Source organism: Bacillus sp. JJ783, from assembly GCF_036963225.1.
Lineage (GTDB): Bacteria > Bacillota > Bacilli > Bacillales > Bacillaceae_G > Bacillus_A > Bacillus_A cereus_U.
On sequence record NZ_JBALMG010000054.1, the window covers coordinates 155,332 to 174,741 of the forward strand.

The window sequence follows — 19,410 nt, forward strand, 5'->3', positions numbered from 1 at the left end:
GAAGTTTTTACCATATAGTAGAAGCGTCACCAACAAGCTTTTGTAGTCATTAATCCACTGCAAAAGCAGGCTAAATCCATCATTCCACTATAACATAAAGTGAAACTTTGATCAGTGAATCTCACTCGTTATAAGTTGAACGAATTAGGATAATCCAAATTGGAATGGGAGGTATACATCTTTGAACCGAAACTTACTATATATGATATTACGACTCATATTTGTCATTGTAGCAACGGTAGTTGGGTTCTATGCATTGCTGCACATGTCAGGCCTTATCTACCCTTTTATTATCGCTTTTGCATTCGCTTATTTGATTAATCCTGTCGTCAATTTCCTTAATCAAAAACTACAATTCCCTCGCGCATTAGCCGTACTCGTTAGCTTAATTCTCGTATTCGGAGCTATCGTCGGACTTGTTACATACCTTGTAACTGAAGCAATATCTGCCACAACATACTTACTACAAATTGTCACAGTGAAGTTTCCAGATATCGTTGCATTCGCCCAAGAATTTGCACTTAATCATATTATGCCTCTCTATGATGATTTAATTTCTAAATTTAATCATCTTGGAGAACCACAGCGATACACTATTACACAAAACATTCAAAACTTAGGCACCGAAGCAACGACACAAATGAAAGAACTTTTAACCGCCATTATAAGCGGATTAACAAATTTCATTAGTGCATTACCAACAACTTTAACTGTCCTTGTATTCGTCTTATTAGCCACCTTCTTCATTAGTTACGATTGGCACCGTCTTGCTCATAAAGTAAGAAAACTTCTACCTAATCGTGTACACGGATACGGAAAAACTATTTTTGTCGATTTAAGAAAAGCTTTGTTTGGTTTTGTTAAAGCGCAACTTACACTCGTATCTATGACAACTATCATTGTACTAATCGGCCTTTTAATATTACGCGTGCCATACGCAATTACTATCGCGATTATTACAGGGGTTGTAGATTTACTCCCGTATTTAGGAACTGGAGCCGTCTTCGTTCCTTGGGTTATATACGTATTTTTCACAGGCGATACTGCATTCGCCATCGGTCTTCTCATCCTATACATCGTCGTGATTGTCCAAAGACAAATCATGGAGCCAAAAGTACTTTCATCTAATATTGGACTCGATCCATTAGCGACACTCATCGCTCTATTTGTCGGCTTTAAGCTCTTTGGTTTTTTAGGATTAATCATCGGTCCAGTCATATTAGTACTACTTAATACATTACACAAAGCTCATGTATTCCACGACTTATGGAAATTTATTAAAGGCTCACCATCAAAATAATATTTTCAACTCATACACAACAAAAAATCAACTGAAATCAGTGGGGAATTCCCACTGATTATTCACTGTACTTTTTTGTACTACTACATTTAAAAGAGAATTTCCCATAAAAGGATAATCCTCTTATTTTTTTGCATAAAAACGCATATTTTAGGCCATAAATACATTTTTATTCTATTTATTCTATAATTATTACTTACATTTATTACTTTTTATGTAAATGAATAAATATACAAAATGAGGCAGGTGAACCCTGTAAGCAGTAGTTTTTCTCCTGTCTAACTTCTGCTTACTAGTCGAATCTTACTACAAGCAAGAACACCACCATAATATAACACTTTAAATTCACAAGAACCCTCTGTATCCCATCGTTTAATAACTAACAACAATCCAACCCCAACAGGAATCTAACAATTGACTATAGCAAACAAAAAAATAACGCGTAGATCGCTATAATCTACGCGTTATTTCTGAACAATAATAGTAGTTCTCTTTCTAAATTTCCAATCAATCCACTTCATAACAAGCGGCTTCAATAAAGCCCTCGTTACAGGAACAACAAAGATAAAACCTATTATATCCGTCACATATCCAGGCAGTACTAAAAGAATACCTCCTACGAATATAAAAATACCATCTAGAACCGTATCACCGGGCATTTCTCCTCTATTTAACCTAAATTGAATCTCTCTAAGTACTTTAAACCCTTGTCGTTTCGCCAAATATACACCCACAATACCCGTAAATACAATCATAGCGAACGCAGACCATAAACCTATTACATGACTCGATCCTATCAATACCGTAATCTCAATCGCCGGTATTACAATAAGTAAGAACAGCAACCACTTCACAGCTCCACACTCCTTCATATTTCATTCAAAAGGTTTGAAAGCATCACCCTTACAAAAACCCCTTATAAGCCCCTTAAAACACTCATATAAGCTTTATAAAGGACGAACAACCCTCTTCCACTAAACATTATAACAAACGTTTTTCAAAGCGATTTCAGGCATTTAAAGCTACCTCTATCCTTTTTTGTGTAAAAAAAAGAGAAGGACTCCGATCCTTCTCTCCGTATTACTTCTTATAGCACTTCCGCATGTCCATTATAAACAATTCCGCGCGCTGCATCAACTGTTACTTCTTGGCCACTTTTTAAAGTTGTTGTTACGCCGTTTACACCAACGATAACAGGAATACCGATTGATACACCTACAACAGCTGCATGGCTTGTTAGACCGCCTTCTTCTACAACTAGAGCAGCAGCTTTTTCAATTGCAGGAATCATATCTTTATCAGTGCTTGTTGTAACAAGGATATCGCCTTTGTTTACGTTCGCTACAGCTTCAGCAGCTGTTTTCGCTACAACTACTTTACCTTTTGCAGCTTTACGACCGATTCCTTGCCCTTTAGCAACTTCTTCACCAACAACGTGGATTTTCATTAAGTTTGTTGTACCAGTTTCAGCAACTGGAACACCAGCAGTGATTACTACAGTATCTCCAAGTCCGATTAGACCCGCATCCATACCTGTTTGAATTGCTGTATCTAACATTTCGTCAGTAGAAGCTGCACGTTTTCCAGCCATAAATGCTTGAACACCCCAAACAAGTGCAAGACGACGTCCTACTTGCTCGTCAGATGTTACAGCTACGATTGGAGATTTCGGACGGTATTTAGAGATCATTTTCGCAGTATGTCCACTTTCTGTTGGAGCTACGATTGCAGCTACATCAAGAGCAAGTGCTGTGTGCGCAACAGATTGGCTAATTGCATCTGTAATTGTTGGAGTGAACTCTTTAATACGTTTTTTGAACATATCTTCATATTGTAATGATTTTTCAACACGTACCGCAATGTTAGCCATCATTGTTACAGCTTCTACAGGGTATTGACCCGCAGCAGTTTCACCTGAAAGCATGATTGCATCTGTTCCATCAAAGATTGCGTTTGCTACGTCACTTGCTTCCGCACGAGTTGGACGTGGGTTACGTTGCATAGAATCTAACATTTGTGTTGCAGTAATAACTGGTTTGCCTAATACGTTACATTTTTTGATTAGACGTTTTTGTACTAATGGTACTTCTTCTGGTGGAATTTCTACACCCATATCACCACGAGCAACCATTAAACCGTCAGAAACTTCTAAGATTGAATCGATGTTGTCGATACCTTCTTGGTTTTCGATTTTTGGTACGATTTGGATGTATTGGGCGTTATGCCCTTCTAATAATTCACGAATTTCTAATACGTCAGATGCTTTACGTACGAAAGATGCTGCGATGAAATCAACTTTTTGCTCGATACCGAAAACGATATCTTGTACGTCTTTTTCAGTGATACCAGGAAGCTTAATGCTTACGTTTGGTACGTTAACACCTTTTTTATTTTTTACAGTTCCACTGTTTAATACTTTTGTACGGATGTTTCCATCAGCTTTCTCGATTACTTCTAGTTCGATAAGACCGTCATCGATTAGAATACGAGAACCCGGATCAACATCATCATAAAGACCAGCATAAGATACAGAGAACTTCTCTGCAGTTCCTAATACTTGTTCAGTAGAAAGAATTACTTCTGCACCTGTTACAAGCTCAGCTTGTCCGTCTACGAAGTCATGTGTACGGATTTCTGGACCTTTTGTATCAAGTAAGATACCAACTGTTTTACCAGTTTTCTTTGAAGCTTCACGAATATTTTTAATACGAGCTCCATGCTCTTCATGACTACCATGAGAGAAGTTTAAACGAGCAACGTTCATACCCGCTTCCATTAATTGCTCTAATTTCTCAATACTTTCACTAGCAGGACCTATAGTACATACAATTTTAGTTTTACGCATATTGCACCTCCGAAAATTATGAAACCGTTCCCAAATACAAGGCATTAAGCCAATTAGATAGATAATTCTTTAGATAATTGATACATATCTTTATCGATTGTATGCTTTTGAGCTAACGCTTCGATAATGTCATGATCAACAAGTTTATTATTTTGAATACCAACACAACGTCCGCCATTACCAGCAATTAATAATTCAACTGCTCTTGCGCCAAGACGACTAGCTAATACACGGTCTTGTGCACTTGGTGATCCACCACGTTGTACGTGACCTAATACAGTTACACGAGTATCAAAGCTTGTTGCTTCTTCAATGTGCTTACCGATGTCAATTGCACTTCCAACACCTTCAGCTACAACGATAATACTGTGCTTTTTGCCACGTTCACTACCTCGTTTCAGACGAGCGATAACATCTTCCATGTCATACTTTTCTTCTGGAATTAAGATAGTTTCTGCACCATCAGCTAAACCAGCCCATAATGCGATATCTCCAGCGTGACGTCCCATTACTTCGATAACATATGTACGTTCATGAGATGTAGCTGTATCACGGATTTTATCAATTGCATCAATAACAGTATTTAAAGCTGTATCGAAACCAATTGTGAAGTCTGTTCCAGGGATATCATTGTCGATTGTACCTGGTACACCTACACATGGGAATCCTTGCTCAGTTAATTTTTTTGCACCTTGGTAAGAACCATCTCCACCAATAACAACAAGTCCTTCAATACCATGTTTCTTTAATTGCTCGATTCCTTTTAGTCGTACTTCTGGGTCTTTAAACTCAGGACATCTTGCTGTATATAATTTTGTACCACCGCGGTGGATAATATCGCCAACAGAACCAAGTTCTAATTTTTCAATATGACCAGAAATTAAACCAGCGTATCCATGGTAAATACCATATACTTCAATATCATGGAAAATCGCTTTACGAACAACTGCACGAATGGCAGCATTCATACCAGGTGAATCTCCACCACTCGTTAATACACCAATACGTTTCATTTGTACTCACCTCATAAAGATTATTTGCCTTATAATAAAATAACACGAAAAAATACAAAAACACAATGGAGAAGATGTGTCTTTTCATAATAAAAACGTGCATTCGCGAAGAGGAACGCACGCTTTTCTTATTTTATCCCAATGGAAGCGTTTGAAAACGAAACTTGCCCAATTTTCATATATTTTTCATAACGTTTTTCGATTAATTCATCTTTCGAAATTCCGCTTAATTGTTCAAAAGTTTTCTTAAGCATTAAATCTATATTTTCTGATTGTTTCAAAACATTACGATGCGCTCCGCCTTTTGCCTCTGGAATAATTTCGTCAATTACACCTAATTCTTTCAAATCTAATGCTGTAATTTTCATCGCTTCTGCAGCTTCTTTTGCTTTACCAGCATCTTTCCAAAGAATCGCCGCCGCACCTTCTGGTGTAATAACAGAATAAGTGGAATTTTCTAGCATATGAATGTAATCTCCTACTCCAAGACCTAACGCACCACCGCTACCACCTTCACCGATAACAATGCAAATAACAGGTACAGTTAAACCCGCCATTTCAAATAAATTACGAGCGATAGCTTCACTTTGTCCACGTTCTTCAGCTGCTTTACCAGGATAAGCTCCCTTCGTATCGATGAAACAAATAATGGGACGATTAAACTTTTCCGCTTGTTTCATTAGACGCAGTGCTTTTCGATATCCTTCTGGATGAGGCATTCCAAAATTACGACGAATATTTTCTTTCGTATCTTTTCCGCGTTGGTGCCCAATTACAGTTACAGGCATCCCCTTATATTTCGCAATGCCGCCGACAATCGCTGCATCGTCGCCAAATAGGCGATCTCCATGACATTCAAAAAAATTAGTAAATAAGTGCTCAATATAATCGAGCGTTGTCGGTCGTTCTGCATGACGAGCAATTTGAACACGGTCCCATACTTTCATATTGCCGTATATATCTTCCTCTAGTTTTTCTAGCTTGTCTTCCAAAATACGAATCTCCTCACTGAAGTCCATCTGGCTGTTTTTCGTATAGTCTTTCAGTTCACGAATCTTATTTCTTAGCTCAACAACTGGTTTCTCAAATTCTAGCTCTGCCATACAGCCATTTCCCCTCCTTGATGAACTTCTAAAATCTTACGGAGTGATTCTCTCATATCATCACGATGCACCACCGCATCTAATTGACCATGCTCTAGTAAAAATTCTGCCGTTTGGAAATCTTCCGGCAGTTTCTCACGCACTGTTTGTTCAATTACGCGTCTACCAGCAAATCCGATAAGTGCACCTGGCTCTGCAAAATTGTAATCACCAAGTGAAGCGAAACTCGCTGAAACCCCGCCCGTCGTCGGGTGAGTCATAACAGAAATAAATAACCCTCCTGCATTACTATGCTTTTTCAAAGCTACGCTTGTTTTCGCCATTTGCATTAAACTTAATATCCCTTCTTGCATACGGGCACCACCCGACGCAGTAAAGATAATAAATGGAACTTGTAAGTCGTATGCCTTTTCAACCGCACGAGCAATTTTTTCTCCTACAACAGAGCCCATGCTGCCCATTCGAAAACGAGAATCCATTACTGCAACAACAACAAGCATGTCATCAATTGTTCCTTCACCAGTTACAACCGCTTCATTCAATTCAGTCTTCTTACGATCGTTTTCTAGTTTCTCTTCATATCCCGGAAACTCAAGTGGATTTAGTGAAACCATCTCTTTGTCATACTCACGAAATGAACCTTCGTCCAATATACTATCAAGGCGTTCCCATGCATTCATCGGATGATGATATCCACAATTCACGCATACTTTTAAATTTTTAAGAAGCTCTTTCGTATACATGATTTTTTTACATTTCGGACATTTTGTCATAACGCCATCTGGTACATCTTTTCGTACTTGTTCTGAAGGTATTGCAGCGTACTTTTTCTTTTTCACGAATAAATCTCTTAGCACAATTTGACCCCCTTCGTTGAGAGCTAAGGTTAGCGTAAGAAGAAAATGGGGCTAACACCAATGTTTGATGTTAGCCTTATCTTCTCAATCTGTCTAATAACCTCTCTCTTTACGTTTAACTTTAACCGCTATGCGGTAGAATGTTTGTCATAACGTGTCATGGTCATTTCGACAAATTTTATACATTACGAGTGAAACTGTATATTCTCTACTAATTCATCGTAAATTTTTAACGCATCATTTTCTTGTTTCACTTCCAAAGTAGCATAAAGCTTTCTATAGATTTCGATAGAATCTCCTGAAACTTCACAAGAAAGAGTTGCAACGTAATCATTTACGATCATCCAAATGCGATAGAGTAAATAATTATCGAATTGTTCAATAAGTGTTTTAAAGAACGTTTGATGAAGCACCGGAATTGAGCTTTCATTTTCTTCAAGCACTTGGTGTAATTTACTTAGTACTCCAGAAAACGTTTCTTTCGGTAAATTACATACAAGTCGAATCATATCTTTCTCAAGCAATCGTTTTGTTTGTAATAAATCACGAATTGTTTTCTCATCTTGCAGCAAGAACGGAGCAATTAATTGTACAAGACCGTTATCGTAAAAGTTTCGAATAAACGTCCCCTCACCACGTCTCGTTTCAATTAATCCTACCAGTTCTAAAGCACGTAATGCTTCTCTTACAGAGGAACGTCCAACATTTAAGCGTGAACTTAACTCACGCTCAGATGGCAAACGATCCCCTGCTACTAAACAATCCTCTTCCATAATGGAACGGATTTTTTTTACAATTTCGAGATATACTTTTGTATTTGATGATGTCAATGGAAATTCCTCGCTTATTCTTTACCAATCAGCGCTAATTGTTTTGTTTTCTCAGCGACTTCATTTGGATCTACTTGACGGCGAGCCACTCCTGTCTCCATTGCTGCTTTCGCAACGTAAGCCGCTACTTGAGGCGCTACGCGCGCGTCAAATGGTGCTGGAATGATATGGTCTGCATTCAACTCATCCTCTGATACAAGCTCTGCAATGGCTTGTACAGCTGCCATCTTCATTTCTTCATTAATTTGTGTCGCATGTACATCAAGTGCACCGCGGAAAATACCTGGGAACGCTAGTACATTATTTACTTGGTTCGGGAAGTCAGAACGACCTGTTCCAACGACAGCTGCGCCCGCTGCTTTTGCCAATTCTGGCATAATTTCTGGAACCGGATTCGCCATTGCAAAAATAATTGCATCGTCATTCATTGTACGAACCATCTCTTCAGTTAATGCACCTGCTGCAGATACACCAATGAATACGTCCGCACCTTGTAAAACGTCAGCTAAAGAACCTTCGATACGATTCTTATTTGTATATTTTGCAACTTCATCCTTCACCGGATTCATACCGACAGGACGACCTTCATAGATTGCACCTTTACGGTCACACATAATAACGTCACGTACACCATAGCGATATAAAAGTTTAATGATTGCAATACCTGCTGCACCTGCACCATTTGCGACAACTTTAATGTCGGACATTTTCTTTCCAACTAACTTCAGCGCGTTCACAAGGCCTGCTACTGTTACGATAGCTGTTCCGTGTTGATCATCATGGAATATCGGAATGTTTGTCTCTTTTTTCAAACGTTCTTCAATAACGAAGCAATTTGGTGCTGCGATATCTTCTAAGTTTACACCGCCAAAAGTTGGCTCCATTAATTTTACAGTTTCAACAATTTTATCTACATCGTTTGTATTTAAGGCAATCGGGAATGCATCTACGCCAGCAAAGCTCTTGAATAATACAGCTTTACCTTCCATTACTGGAAGAGATGCTTCAGGTCCAATGTTACCAAGACCAAGTACAGCCGTTCCATCAGTCACAACTGCTACCATATTTCCCTTCATTGTATATTCATATACCTTACTTTTATCGTCATAAATTTCTTTACAAGGCTCTGCAACCCCTGGAGAATATGCAAGACTTAAATCTTTTGCATTTTCTACTTTTACTTTTGATACAGTTTCTAATTTTCCTTGATGCACTTTATGCATGTGAAGTGCTTCTTCACGAAGTGTTGACAAACTATCCACTCTCCTCAAATTATTCTGGCTGATATCAATTTCTCCAAGTGGTCTGACCACGAACACTACTACTATAATAATCGAAGTGTAGGGAAATTGTCCATTATATTTTCACAACGACATTTTCGTCCCCTACAATTTCACGAAGTGCTCCTAGACATTCTTCACTTGGATGAATCGATAAACTTCGAGATAATTGTACCATTTTATGTTCCTTTTCATAATAAATTAGTACTTTCGTAAAACCTGAATAGTCAAACAATATTTTCGTAACTTGATTTACAAGCTTTTTTTCATATTGAGACGGCAATTTCACGTAAACAGATGCTTCTTTCATTTCTTCATAAACATCCATTTCTTCTAGCGGATATAGTCCATTCACGATCCATTGCAACTTATGATTTCTTTGCTCAATCGTACCATCAACTAAAACAATTGCCCCTTCTTGTAACCTGTGTGAAAAATGTATATACGTTTCTGGAAAAATGACGGCTTCCATTTCATCATTTTGATCACAGAATGTAATAAACGCCATCTTTTGCAACTTTTTCGTACGAATAACTTTCACACTTGTTATATATACGATTGCTCTTTGTACTTTTTTCTTATGTCGCATCGCCTGAGCAAGAGATGGGATTTCTAATTCTTTTCCTAACTCCGCATACTGCGCTGTCGGATAGCTAGATAAATAAAAACCGAGTGCTTCCTTCTCCTTATTTAACTGTTCAATAAAGGATAGCTCTTCTCCTTGTACATATTTTGATTTCGGAACAGCATCCCCTAAATCAAAGTCACGTGCAAGATTTGCATACTCTAACGCTCCTTTAAGACTTTTCCATAACGTCGTCCTCGAAACACCAAAATCGTCAAAACATCCAGACCAGACAAACGCTTCTAAATTTCGCTCTGTTACAAATTTTGATGGCATACGAAGACAAAACTCAAATAAATCTTCGAACATTTTTTTCTCTCGTTCTTCGAGTAGCGCAGTCACGGTAGCCATTCCGATATTCCGAATCGAAAGTAAACTATATCGAATCGCATTCCCTTCTATTTGGAAGTTGTAACCACTTCTCTGAAGAGACGGCGGTAAAACGTGAAAACCTTTCCGCTTCGTTTCTCGTACATACTGCACAATCTTATCTTCATTTCCAATTACGCTTGATAATAACGCAGTCATAAATTCCAGCGTATAATTCGCTTTTAAATATGCAAGCTGGTACCCAATCATACTGTAAGCTACAGCGTGACTTCGGTTAAAACCGTAATTCGCAAATCTTACAATTAAATCGTAAATTCGTTCTGAAGATGTCTCGTCGTATCCATTTTCCAAACAACCTTGAACAAAGTGCTTGCGTTCTTGATCTAAAATATCACGATTCTTTTTACTCACAGCACGGCGCAGTAAATCCGCTTCTCCAAGCGAAAATCCAGCTAACTTCGATGCGATTTGCATTATTTGTTCTTGGTATACGATTACGCCGTATGTTCGTTCTAAAATGGGCTTTAAATCTGGATGTAAATATTCAATTCGTCTTTCCCCATGCTTCGATTCAATAAAGGTTGGAATTTGTTCCATCGGTCCTGGTCTGTATAAAGAGTTAACAGCAACTATGTCTTCAAATTCATTCGGTTTTAACCCGCGAAGTACATTTCGCATACCACCTGATTCAAGCTGGAATACACCTGTTGTATCCCCTCTTCCTAACAATTGAAACGTCTTTTCATCTTGAAGAGGTAAATTTCTTATATCAATTTGTTTCCCAGTTTTTTTAACAATAAACTTTATAATATTTTCAAGTAACGTTAAATTACGTAAGCCTAAAAAGTCCATCTTGAGCAACCCAAGTTCTTCTAATGCATCAGCTGGATATTGCGTAACATAAACATCGTTATGCCCTTCTTGAATCGCTACACTTCCCGTTAACGGTTCTTGGCTCATTATAACGCCAGCTGCATGAATAGACGTATGACGCGGTAATCCCTCTACACGTTTTGCAATTTCAAACACACGCTCATGCAAAAGATTCCCTTGTATAAACTCACGGAGCGATTGCGATTCCTCATATGCATCTTTTAACGTTATACCAAGCTTTGATGGGATAAGTTTTGAAAATATGTCGATATCTCTTGGCGGGAGCCCCATTACACGAGCAATGTCTCTAATTGCGGCTTTCGCTGCAAGAGTTCCGAACGTTACAATTTGAGCGACACGAAGCTGACCATATTTATCTTTCACATATCGAATCATCTCATCACGTCTTATATCTGGAAAATCAATATCAATATCTGGAAGTGTCACACGTTCAGGGTTTAAAAACCTCTCAAATAATAAGTCATATTCAATTGGATCAATATCTGTAATTTCCAATACATAAGAAACGAGTGAACCCGCTGCCGATCCACGGCCTGGCCCAGTTAAAATACGATTTTCATGTGCATATTTCATAAAGTCCCATACGATGAGGAAATAATCGCTAAATCCCATACGAGAAATCACATGTAATTCATGATTCAAACGCTGTATATGCACTTCTTTTGGCGTACCATATCGTTTACTTAAGCCTTCTTCACAAACACGGCGCAAATACGTATCATTCGTCTCGTTAGATGGAACAGGAAACTTCGGTAGTTGATTTACATGGAAAGGAATTTCTACTTGGCAACGTTCCGCGATTGTTATTGTATTTTGAATCGCTTCCTCAGCATGAGAAAAGAGTGCTTCCATTTCATCCGATGACTTTAAATAATACTGATCCGTTTTCATTCTCGGCCTATCTGGATCAGTCATTTTCGTTCCGCCTTCAACAGATAATAAACATTCATGAACAAGTGCGTCACTTTGATTAATATAGCGAACATCATTTGTTGCAACGACTGGAACATTTACCTTATTAATAAATTCAGGCAGTTTTTCTTGTAAAAGCAGTTCATCTTGAATCGCATGATGCTGCAAACTTATATAAAAATTGCTGAACATATTTTGATACGTATGAGCTACTTCTTCAGCCTGACTCTCTTTGTCTTCTAATAATAACTGTTCAATTTCTCCGTCTTTCCCTGGTGAAATTGCAATTAATCCTTTCGCATAATGAGCAAGCCACTTCTTCGGAATACCTTCTTTTGACTTCGTCATAATGCTGCTAGAAATCTTTAATAAATTTTGATAGCCTATTTCATTCTCAGCAAGTAAGACGAGTGGATAAGACCTTTCTTCTTCTTCACTAAAAATAGAAGCTGTTAAACCGATAATAGGCTGTATACCATTTTTCTTGCATGCTTTATAAAACGGAATAACTCCATACATAACATTTTCATCTGTAATGGCCAGCGATGAAAATCCAAGCTCTTTCGCCCGAATGACAAGCTCATCAATTTTGCAAGCACTTTTTAATAAACTAAAAACGGTTTGACATTGTAAATGCACAAACTTCACTGTTGTACCCTCTCTTTACCTATGTGACTACTTTTATTATAGGTGATGGGGAAAGCGGAAATCAAAACATACTTCTCATACTTTGTCCATATATATGAAGAAGAAAGGGGAATGACGATGGATGTAAGAGAACATACTTTTTTCTCTCTGCTTATTATTAGTTACTTTATTGCCTTTGGAGTTATACTTGGTGGTTCATTAATTGGCGGATTTGGTGCATTTCTCGTCGGAAAACCAGCTCTAACTTATATTAGTCAATTTGCTCAAAACTTAAGAATTTGGGCACTCGTTGCAGCAATTGGCGGAACGTTCGATACCTTCTATAGCTTTGAAAGAAGCTTCTTTGGCGGAGATATGAAAGATATCGTAAAACAAATTCTCCTTATTTTTTTCGCAACTGGTGGTATGCAAACTGGTCTTATTATTATTAAGTGGCTTACACAGGAACATGTATGAGAGTACCGAGTGCCAATACAGCCAAAAGGTGGTATTTAGTTTTAGCTGGTGCTGCTGTTGGAGGGATTTTGAGCTGGTTTATTTTTTTGTACATATACGGTGTTTTTCAGCAGGAACAAGCTAGTAAAATAGCAGAACAAAAAGAAATCATCGAAAAACAAGAAGCAAAACTCCACGTCCTTCTCGAAGACCAAGAGAAATTGAACACAGAAAATAAACGACTCTTAACAATTCAAGAAATCAAAATAAAAATTATAAATCGAAAAAAATATGATTTAGACAATCTTACACTTGAAAATATGACCACCTCTATCCATAATGATCTCCAGCATCTTTTAACGAAAAACATTCAAAGCATCGCAAAAAATAAAGACCTACTCAAAAAAGTCATCGAAAATAAAACGTACAAACATTACGATCGTATATACCGCTTTAAAGTAGACACAGTCTCTTTTGATACCGTACTTGAAATTAGTATTGATATAGAGAAAGAAAAATAAAAAAAGGAGGGCCTCAGCGCCTCTCCTTCTCTTTCGTTCAACATACAACTTCTTATTTACATAGCTCACGTAAATCAGCAAAAAGGCGATCCGCTTCTTCCCAAGAAGATGCTTTTGCACCAGAAGCCATCGGATGTCCTCCGCCATTATATTGCATTGCTAATTTATTAATAACTGGTCCTTTTGAGCGAAGACGAACACGAATAACATCATCTTCCTCTAAAAATAGAACCCATGCCTTTAATCCATCAATATTACCAAGCGCCCCGACAACACCAGATGCTTCAGTAGAAAGTACATCAAACTCTTCTAGTACCTCTTTCGTTAATTTAATGTATGCTGCGCCTTCTTCTACCATCGTGAAATTTTGTAAAATATAACCGTTTAAACGAGCAATCTTTTCTTTTGTCTTATACATTTCATTGTATAAATCTGTGAATTTCACGTCCATATCAACAAGCTCACTTACGTAACGAAGTGTTTTCGCTGTTGTATTTGGGAATAAGAAACGACCTGTATCACCGACAATACCCGCTAAAATAAGGCGAGCTGCTTCCTTTGATATCGTTAATCCTTTATCTTTTCCATAACTGTAAAACTCATAAATCATTTCACTTGTAGAACTAGCTGTCGTATCCACCCACGTAATATCTCCGTACGGGTCTTCATTCGGATGATGATCAATTTTAATTACCATCTTTCCTTTTGCATAACGTTGATCACAAACACGCTCTTGATTTGCTGTATCACAAACGATAACAAGTGCATCTTCATATACACTATCTTCAATATCATCCATTACTCGTAAAAACGCTAAAGAAGGCTCGTTGTACCCAATCATATAAATATTTTTCTCTGGAAACGATTCTTGCAGAATTGTACCAAGTCCGCACTGAGAACCTAACGCATCTGGATCCGGACGTACATGACGATGAATAATAATTGTATCAAACTCTTTAATTGCTCCTAAAATTTGCTCATGCATATGTATAATCTCCTTTTTATTCAACTTCTTCATTTTATCCCGCATTAACGTGTAGTAAGACTCCCACCTCAAAAGTATTAAAAACAATGGGGCAAAATTAATTTGGAGCCCGGATGCACGTAAAAGCCCGATTGGTGAGGGCTAATAATTAGTACGTGGGATCTCCCCCACACTAATTAAAGTTTCACTTTATCCCCCATTATAACGGAAAACATTTCATACATGCGAACAATTGCTTTATAATAAAAATTAGAAAGTTTAGATTTTTCTTTTTTCTAAATTGTTATTTTTATACCAATCGATAGGAGCGTGTATTATGCCAGTATTCGTCTTTTGTATTATCATCTCATTTGTGTTGTACCTCTTCTACAAAACAAAATTCTTTCGTACAAACCGTCCAATGGAGAAAGGTTGGCTCTCAGGAAAATCCGCAATGGCACTCGGCTTATTCGTCCTATTCTTTGGGATAAACCAATTCTTTTTAGAACTTTCAACTGCACGCATTATCGTTGGTGTTTTGTTTATTTTACTTGGCAGCGCGAGTACATTTAATGGATTCCGCCAATATAAACATTTTTTACCATTAGCAGTCAAAGAAGCCGAATCTTATAAAACAACGTAAAAAAAGCATCAATATTGTGATACTTTTTTACGTCCCTTCACTTTCAAAATCGTATATGCAACAAACGCAGATGGTATATTAAAGAGATTACCTTGCACGTGAAAATGTAATTGTTCTTCTTCAAAAGACATCTGTTTGTATAATTCTTGCTGAGATAATCCTGTTCTTTTCTTTTTTTCATGCAATCCTTGTAAATATAAATATTGAATTGGTATCATCACAAGAAAGTAAAAGAGTGCGATACCACCAAAAAAGAGTACTTCTGATGACATATGGTATACCACCTTCCGACATCTATTATCTTATAATACAGTTATAACATAGTATAAACTGAAATTAAATTAATATTCTGTTTTTTAACCATATAATTACGTCTCCGCATATATATCCTGCTAAAACTCTTCCACATCTTTAGCAACAGCTTCAAAGCCCAATAAAACAAAAAAGATGGAACAAACCAAAGCGATTTGTTCCATCTTTTATTTATCGATCAATTGCACCATAAGTAACGCTTTCCCGACAACATTACCTTCATGATGCACTTCTACATCAACCTTACCAAATTTACGCCCAATTTCTAATACTTTCGGATGAACTGATACAACATTATCAATTTGAACTGGCTTTACGAAATAAATTGTTAAGTTCTCAACAATTGAATCGCTCTTCTTCTGCGCACGAATGACGCGGTTTGTTGCTTCTGTCACAATTGTTGTGAATACACCGTAAGATAACGTCCCGATTGAATTCGTCATTTGTGGTGTCACTGAAAATTGATATAAATGCTCATTTTTCGCTTCTTTCGGCGTCATAAATTGATTCGTTACAATGTCATCAATCGTTTCACCAACTTGTGGTTGACGCTGAATCATCTGCAAGGCCTGAAGTACATCTTGACGACTAATGATACCTTGCAATTTATTTCCATCCTCCACAACAGGAAGTAATTCAATACCTTCCCACACCATCATACGTGCTGCAGCTGCGACAGACATTTTTCCATTTACCGTAATAGGGTGTTTCGTCATCACTTTATCAATCGGTGTATCTTTCGCAACACCAATCATATCTTTCGAAGTTACGATACCTAACACCTTTTTATTTTCATCCACAATCGGATAGCGTCCATGCATCGTCTCTTCATTGTACTCATGCCATTTCTGCACTATGTCACTAGGCTTTAAATATAGTGTTTCTTCAATTGGTGTTAAAATATCTTCAACTAGTACAATTTCTTTCTTAATAAGTTGATCATAAATTGCACGGTTAATTAAAGTCGCGACCGTAAATGTATCATAACTACTCGAAATAATTGGCAATTTCAATTCATCTGCTAACTTTTTCACATGCTCTTCTGTATCAAATCCACCTGTAATTAATACAGCAGCCCCTGTTTCTAATGCTAATTGATGTGCGTTCGTACGGTTACCGATGATAAGTAAGTTCCCTGCTTCTGTATAGCGCATCATCGCTTCTAATTTCATAGCCCCAATAACGAATTTATTTAACGTTTTATGTAGTCCTTCTCTGCCCCCAAGTACTTGGCCATCGACAATGTTAACGACTTCTGCATATGTCAGTTTTTCGATATTCTCTTTCTTCTTTTGCTCAATTCGAATTGTTCCGACACGTTCAATTGTACTAACATACCCTTTATTTTCTGCATCTTTAATTGCACGGTAAGCGGTCCCTTCACTTACACTTAAATCTTTCGCAATTTGCCGCACAGAAATTTTATGCCCTACTGGCAGGCTATTAATATGTTCTAAAATTTGATTATGTTTGGTAGCCAAATGGTTTCACCATACTTTCTTTTCCCTAAATTCTTCATGTGTTGTATTTTCAGTATACTATATTTCCAAAACTGTTACACTCTCTCTTTGTATGTCTGTACTATTTTTTTTATAACAAAATGCTCCTTACATTACACCAGTCATTCTATTACAACAATGTAATGGTATTGTCATCTCGTTCGATGGTTTGTCCACACGCTTCCATATACAATTAAGACAAGAAATGAAACAAAGGAGTGGATACATTATGAAAAAATTTTTAGAGGTTGTAGGTGCTGTATTTTTAGCTTTCGTAGACGGGAAAAAAGTTGCAATGGAGTTGAATGAAACACCCGAACAGCCACGTACAAAAAGAAAAGAATTACCTAAACAAATACAAACTTTAAAAACTGTACTACACACATAAAAAACCCTTCACTTGTCGTTTCAAATGAAGGGTTTCTTTTTTATAGTGTAATACTTTCTCCAGCTTCTAATACTTTCCCTGTACAATTTTGTAGCTTTTCTACAAATTGATATGGATCTTGTTCAATAACCGAGAACGTATTATAATGCATCGGTACAACTGTTTTCGCACCAGTCCATTTTGCAGCTAAAACAGCATCTTCTGGCCCCATTGTGAAATTATCGCCAATTGGTAAAAATGCTACATCAATATTATTAAGTTCTCCAATTAACTTCATATCAGAGAATAACGCAGTATCTCCTGCATGATATACCGTTTTCTCCTCTGCCGTAAACAAAATACCAGCTGGCATACCTGTATATGTAATCGTCTTATTTTCTTCATCAATATAACTAGATCCGTGGAATGCTTGTGTGAATTTCACTTTACCAAAGTCAAATTCATGTGAACCTCCAATATGCATTGGATGTGTATTTACACCTTGCCAGCCTAAAAATGTCGCTAATTCAAATGGTGCCACAACGACCGCATTATTTTTCTTTGCTAACGCTACTGTATCGCCGACATGATCACCGTGTCCGTGCGATAAAATAATCGCATCAACTTTTACATCTTCAGCCTTTAAATCTGTTTTCGGATTTCCTGTTAAAAACGGATCAATTAAAATAACTTTTCCATTCGTTTCAATCTTTACAACTGAATGCCCGTGATAAGATACTTTCATCCTTACATTCCTCCCCTATTCACATTCTCACTTTTTATTCTACATGATTTCTCAATTACCTGTCTTTTCTAACATCTATTTACTTGTCATAACGCTTTCATCCGATGTAAAGTTATATTTGTAATTAAATATCTCGGGGGTGCCAATCGATGAATGCTAGATTAGAAAATTTAATGCAATGGCTAAAAGAAAAAAACGTAGAAGCTGCGTTCTTAACTTCTACACCGAACGTTTTCTACATGACAAACTTCCACTGTGAACCGCATGAAAGACTACTTGGTATGTTTGTATTCCAAGAAAAAGAACCTATTTTAATTTGTCCTAAAATGGAAGAAGGTCAAGCGCGTAACGCTGGCTGGGCACATGAAATCATCGGATTTACTGATACTGACAAACCATGGGATATGATTGCAAAAGCAATTAAAGATCGTGGTATTGATGCAAATGCAGTTGCAATTGAAAAAGAACATTTAAACGTAGAACGTTACGAAGAATTAACAAAATTATTCCCAAATGCAGCTTTCAAATCAGCTGAAGAGAAAGTTCGCGAGCTTCGCTTAATCAAAGATGAAAAAGAACTTTCTATTTTACGTGAAGCAGCTAAAATGGCAGACTATGCTGTTGAAGTTGGTATAAATGCAATTAAAGAAAATCGTAGTGAGCTAGAAGTATTAGCAATTATTGAGCATGAATTAAAAACAAAAGGCATCCATAAAATGTCATTCGATACGATGGTATTAGCAGGTGCAAACTCTGCTCTTCCACACGGTATTCCAGGTGCAAACAAAATGAAACGCGGCGATTTCGTACTATTTGATTTAGGTGTAATCATTGAAGGTTATTGCTCTGACATTACACGTACAGTAGCATTTGGTGATATTTCTGAAGAACAAACTCGCATTTACAACACTGTACTTGCTGGACAACTACAAGCAGTTGAAGCATGTAAACCAGGCGTTGCATTTGGTGCAATTGACAACGCTGCTCGCTCTGTTATCGCAGATGCAGGTTACGGAGACTTCTTCCCACACCGCCTTGGTCACGGACTTGGAATTAGCGTACACGAATATCCAGATGTAAAAGAAGGCAATGAGTCTCTATTAAGAGAAGGCATGGTCTTCACAATCGAGCCAGGTATTTACGTACCAAACGTAGGCGGCGTTCGTATTGAAGATGATATTTACATCACAAAAGACGGATCAGAAATCTTAACGAAGTTCCCGAAAGAATTACAATTTGTAAAATAATAAAGTGAAACTTTAATCAGTGGGGGTTTTGTTCATCCCC

Annotated in this window: 18 protein-coding genes; 6 read left to right on the forward strand and 12 right to left on the reverse strand. The window is 37.4% G+C overall.

Going from position 1 to position 19,410, the window contains the following annotated elements; translation table 11 throughout:
• Window positions 1-181 precede the first annotated feature (181 nt).
• Entirely contained in the window at window positions 182-1,300 is a 1,119-nt protein-coding gene (ytvI, locus tag V7038_RS12375) for a sporulation integral membrane protein YtvI (RefSeq protein WP_002112201.1), read from the forward strand.
• A gap of 464 nt (window positions 1,301-1,764) precedes the next feature.
• Here the strand turns inward: ytvI and V7038_RS12380 are convergent, their stop codons facing one another.
• The 8 genes from V7038_RS12380 to dnaE all read right to left on the reverse strand — a co-directional run bounded on the left by V7038_RS12380 (window position 1,765) and on the right by dnaE (window position 12,637).
• Window positions 1,765-2,154: an FxsA family protein gene (locus V7038_RS12380; RefSeq protein WP_335470371.1), complete on the reverse strand. Its 390-nt coding sequence runs from the start codon at window positions 2,152-2,154 to the stop codon at window positions 1,765-1,767.
• Between the two features lie 233 nt (window positions 2,155-2,387).
• The gene (pyk, locus tag V7038_RS12385; protein ID WP_002112205.1) at window positions 2,388-4,145 is read right to left on the reverse strand and encodes a pyruvate kinase; all 1,758 of its coding nucleotides are present in this window, start codon (window positions 4,143-4,145) and stop codon (window positions 2,388-2,390) included.
• Between the two features lie 53 nt (window positions 4,146-4,198).
• The gene (pfkA, locus tag V7038_RS12390) at window positions 4,199-5,158 is read right to left on the reverse strand and encodes a 6-phosphofructokinase (RefSeq protein WP_002034288.1); all 960 of its coding nucleotides are present in this window, start codon (window positions 5,156-5,158) and stop codon (window positions 4,199-4,201) included.
• A gap of 128 nt (window positions 5,159-5,286) precedes the next feature.
• A complete protein-coding gene (accA, locus tag V7038_RS12395; RefSeq protein ID WP_000818787.1) occupies window positions 5,287-6,261 on the reverse strand; it encodes an acetyl-CoA carboxylase carboxyl transferase subunit alpha in 975 nt (324 codons plus the stop codon).
• Entirely contained in the window at window positions 6,249-7,118 is an 870-nt protein-coding gene (accD, locus tag V7038_RS12400) for an acetyl-CoA carboxylase, carboxyltransferase subunit beta (protein WP_002112206.1), read from the reverse strand. Before accD ends, accA begins: the two co-directional genes overlap by 13 nt.
• A gap of 185 nt (window positions 7,119-7,303) precedes the next feature.
• The gene (locus tag V7038_RS12405) at window positions 7,304-7,948 is read right to left on the reverse strand and encodes a FadR/GntR family transcriptional regulator (RefSeq protein ID WP_002112207.1); all 645 of its coding nucleotides are present in this window, start codon (window positions 7,946-7,948) and stop codon (window positions 7,304-7,306) included.
• A gap of 14 nt (window positions 7,949-7,962) precedes the next feature.
• Window positions 7,963-9,171: an NAD(P)-dependent malic enzyme gene (locus V7038_RS12410; RefSeq protein WP_165763976.1), complete on the reverse strand. Its 1,209-nt coding sequence runs from the start codon at window positions 9,169-9,171 to the stop codon at window positions 7,963-7,965.
• Between the two features lie 133 nt (window positions 9,172-9,304).
• The gene (gene dnaE, locus V7038_RS12415; protein WP_335470375.1) at window positions 9,305-12,637 is read right to left on the reverse strand and encodes a DNA polymerase III subunit alpha; all 3,333 of its coding nucleotides are present in this window, start codon (window positions 12,635-12,637) and stop codon (window positions 9,305-9,307) included.
• A 42-nt stretch (window positions 12,638-12,679) separates the two neighbouring features.
• Here dnaE and V7038_RS12420 point away from each other — a divergent pair, with 42 nt between their 5' ends.
• Together V7038_RS12420 and ytrI are read left to right on the forward strand one after the other, a co-directional pair.
• Window positions 12,680-13,093, forward strand: coding sequence for a YtrH family sporulation protein (locus V7038_RS12420; RefSeq protein WP_199659327.1), 414 nt, complete (start codon window positions 12,680-12,682; stop codon window positions 13,091-13,093).
• The gene (gene ytrI, locus V7038_RS12425; protein WP_002112211.1) at window positions 13,090-13,593 is read left to right on the forward strand and encodes a sporulation membrane protein YtrI; all 504 of its coding nucleotides are present in this window, start codon (window positions 13,090-13,092) and stop codon (window positions 13,591-13,593) included. Before V7038_RS12420 ends, ytrI begins: the two co-directional genes overlap by 4 nt.
• Before the next feature lie 52 nt (window positions 13,594-13,645).
• On the opposite strand, the gene V7038_RS12430 is transcribed toward ytrI, so the two are convergent.
• A complete protein-coding gene (locus V7038_RS12430; RefSeq protein WP_206771421.1) occupies window positions 13,646-14,578 on the reverse strand; it encodes a DHH family phosphoesterase in 933 nt (310 codons plus the stop codon).
• A 316-nt stretch (window positions 14,579-14,894) separates the two neighbouring features.
• Here V7038_RS12430 and V7038_RS12435 point away from each other — a divergent pair, with 316 nt between their 5' ends.
• Complete coding sequence (locus V7038_RS12435; protein WP_002088950.1) at window positions 14,895-15,200, forward strand: YtpI family protein; 306 nt, start codon at window positions 14,895-14,897, stop codon at window positions 15,198-15,200.
• An 8-nt stretch (window positions 15,201-15,208) separates the two neighbouring features.
• Here the strand turns inward: V7038_RS12435 and V7038_RS12440 are convergent, their stop codons facing one another.
• Together V7038_RS12440 and V7038_RS12445 are read right to left on the reverse strand one after the other, a co-directional pair.
• The gene (locus tag V7038_RS12440; protein ID WP_335470378.1) at window positions 15,209-15,472 is read right to left on the reverse strand and encodes a DUF3949 domain-containing protein; all 264 of its coding nucleotides are present in this window, start codon (window positions 15,470-15,472) and stop codon (window positions 15,209-15,211) included.
• Window positions 15,473-15,679: 207 nt separating this feature from the next.
• Window positions 15,680-16,993 carry a DRTGG domain-containing protein gene (locus V7038_RS12445; protein ID WP_000201581.1) on the reverse strand — a complete coding sequence of 438 codons (1,314 nt, stop codon included), beginning with the start codon at window positions 16,991-16,993 and terminating at the stop codon, window positions 15,680-15,682.
• A gap of 247 nt (window positions 16,994-17,240) precedes the next feature.
• On the opposite strand from V7038_RS12445, the gene V7038_RS12450 reads away from it, so the two are divergent.
• Window positions 17,241-17,399 (forward strand): hypothetical protein, encoded by a 159-nt coding sequence (locus V7038_RS12450; RefSeq protein ID WP_002112214.1) that lies wholly within the window; start codon window positions 17,241-17,243, stop codon window positions 17,397-17,399.
• A gap of 40 nt (window positions 17,400-17,439) precedes the next feature.
• Here the strand turns inward: V7038_RS12450 and V7038_RS12455 are convergent, their stop codons facing one another.
• Window positions 17,440-18,123: a metal-dependent hydrolase gene (locus V7038_RS12455; protein WP_335470380.1), complete on the reverse strand. Its 684-nt coding sequence runs from the start codon at window positions 18,121-18,123 to the stop codon at window positions 17,440-17,442.
• A gap of 149 nt (window positions 18,124-18,272) precedes the next feature.
• Between V7038_RS12455 and pepQ the strand changes: the two genes are divergently transcribed.
• A complete protein-coding gene (pepQ, locus tag V7038_RS12460) occupies window positions 18,273-19,370 on the forward strand; it encodes a Xaa-Pro dipeptidase (RefSeq protein ID WP_335470383.1) in 1,098 nt (365 codons plus the stop codon).
• The last annotated feature ends 40 nt before the right edge of the window (window positions 19,371-19,410 follow it).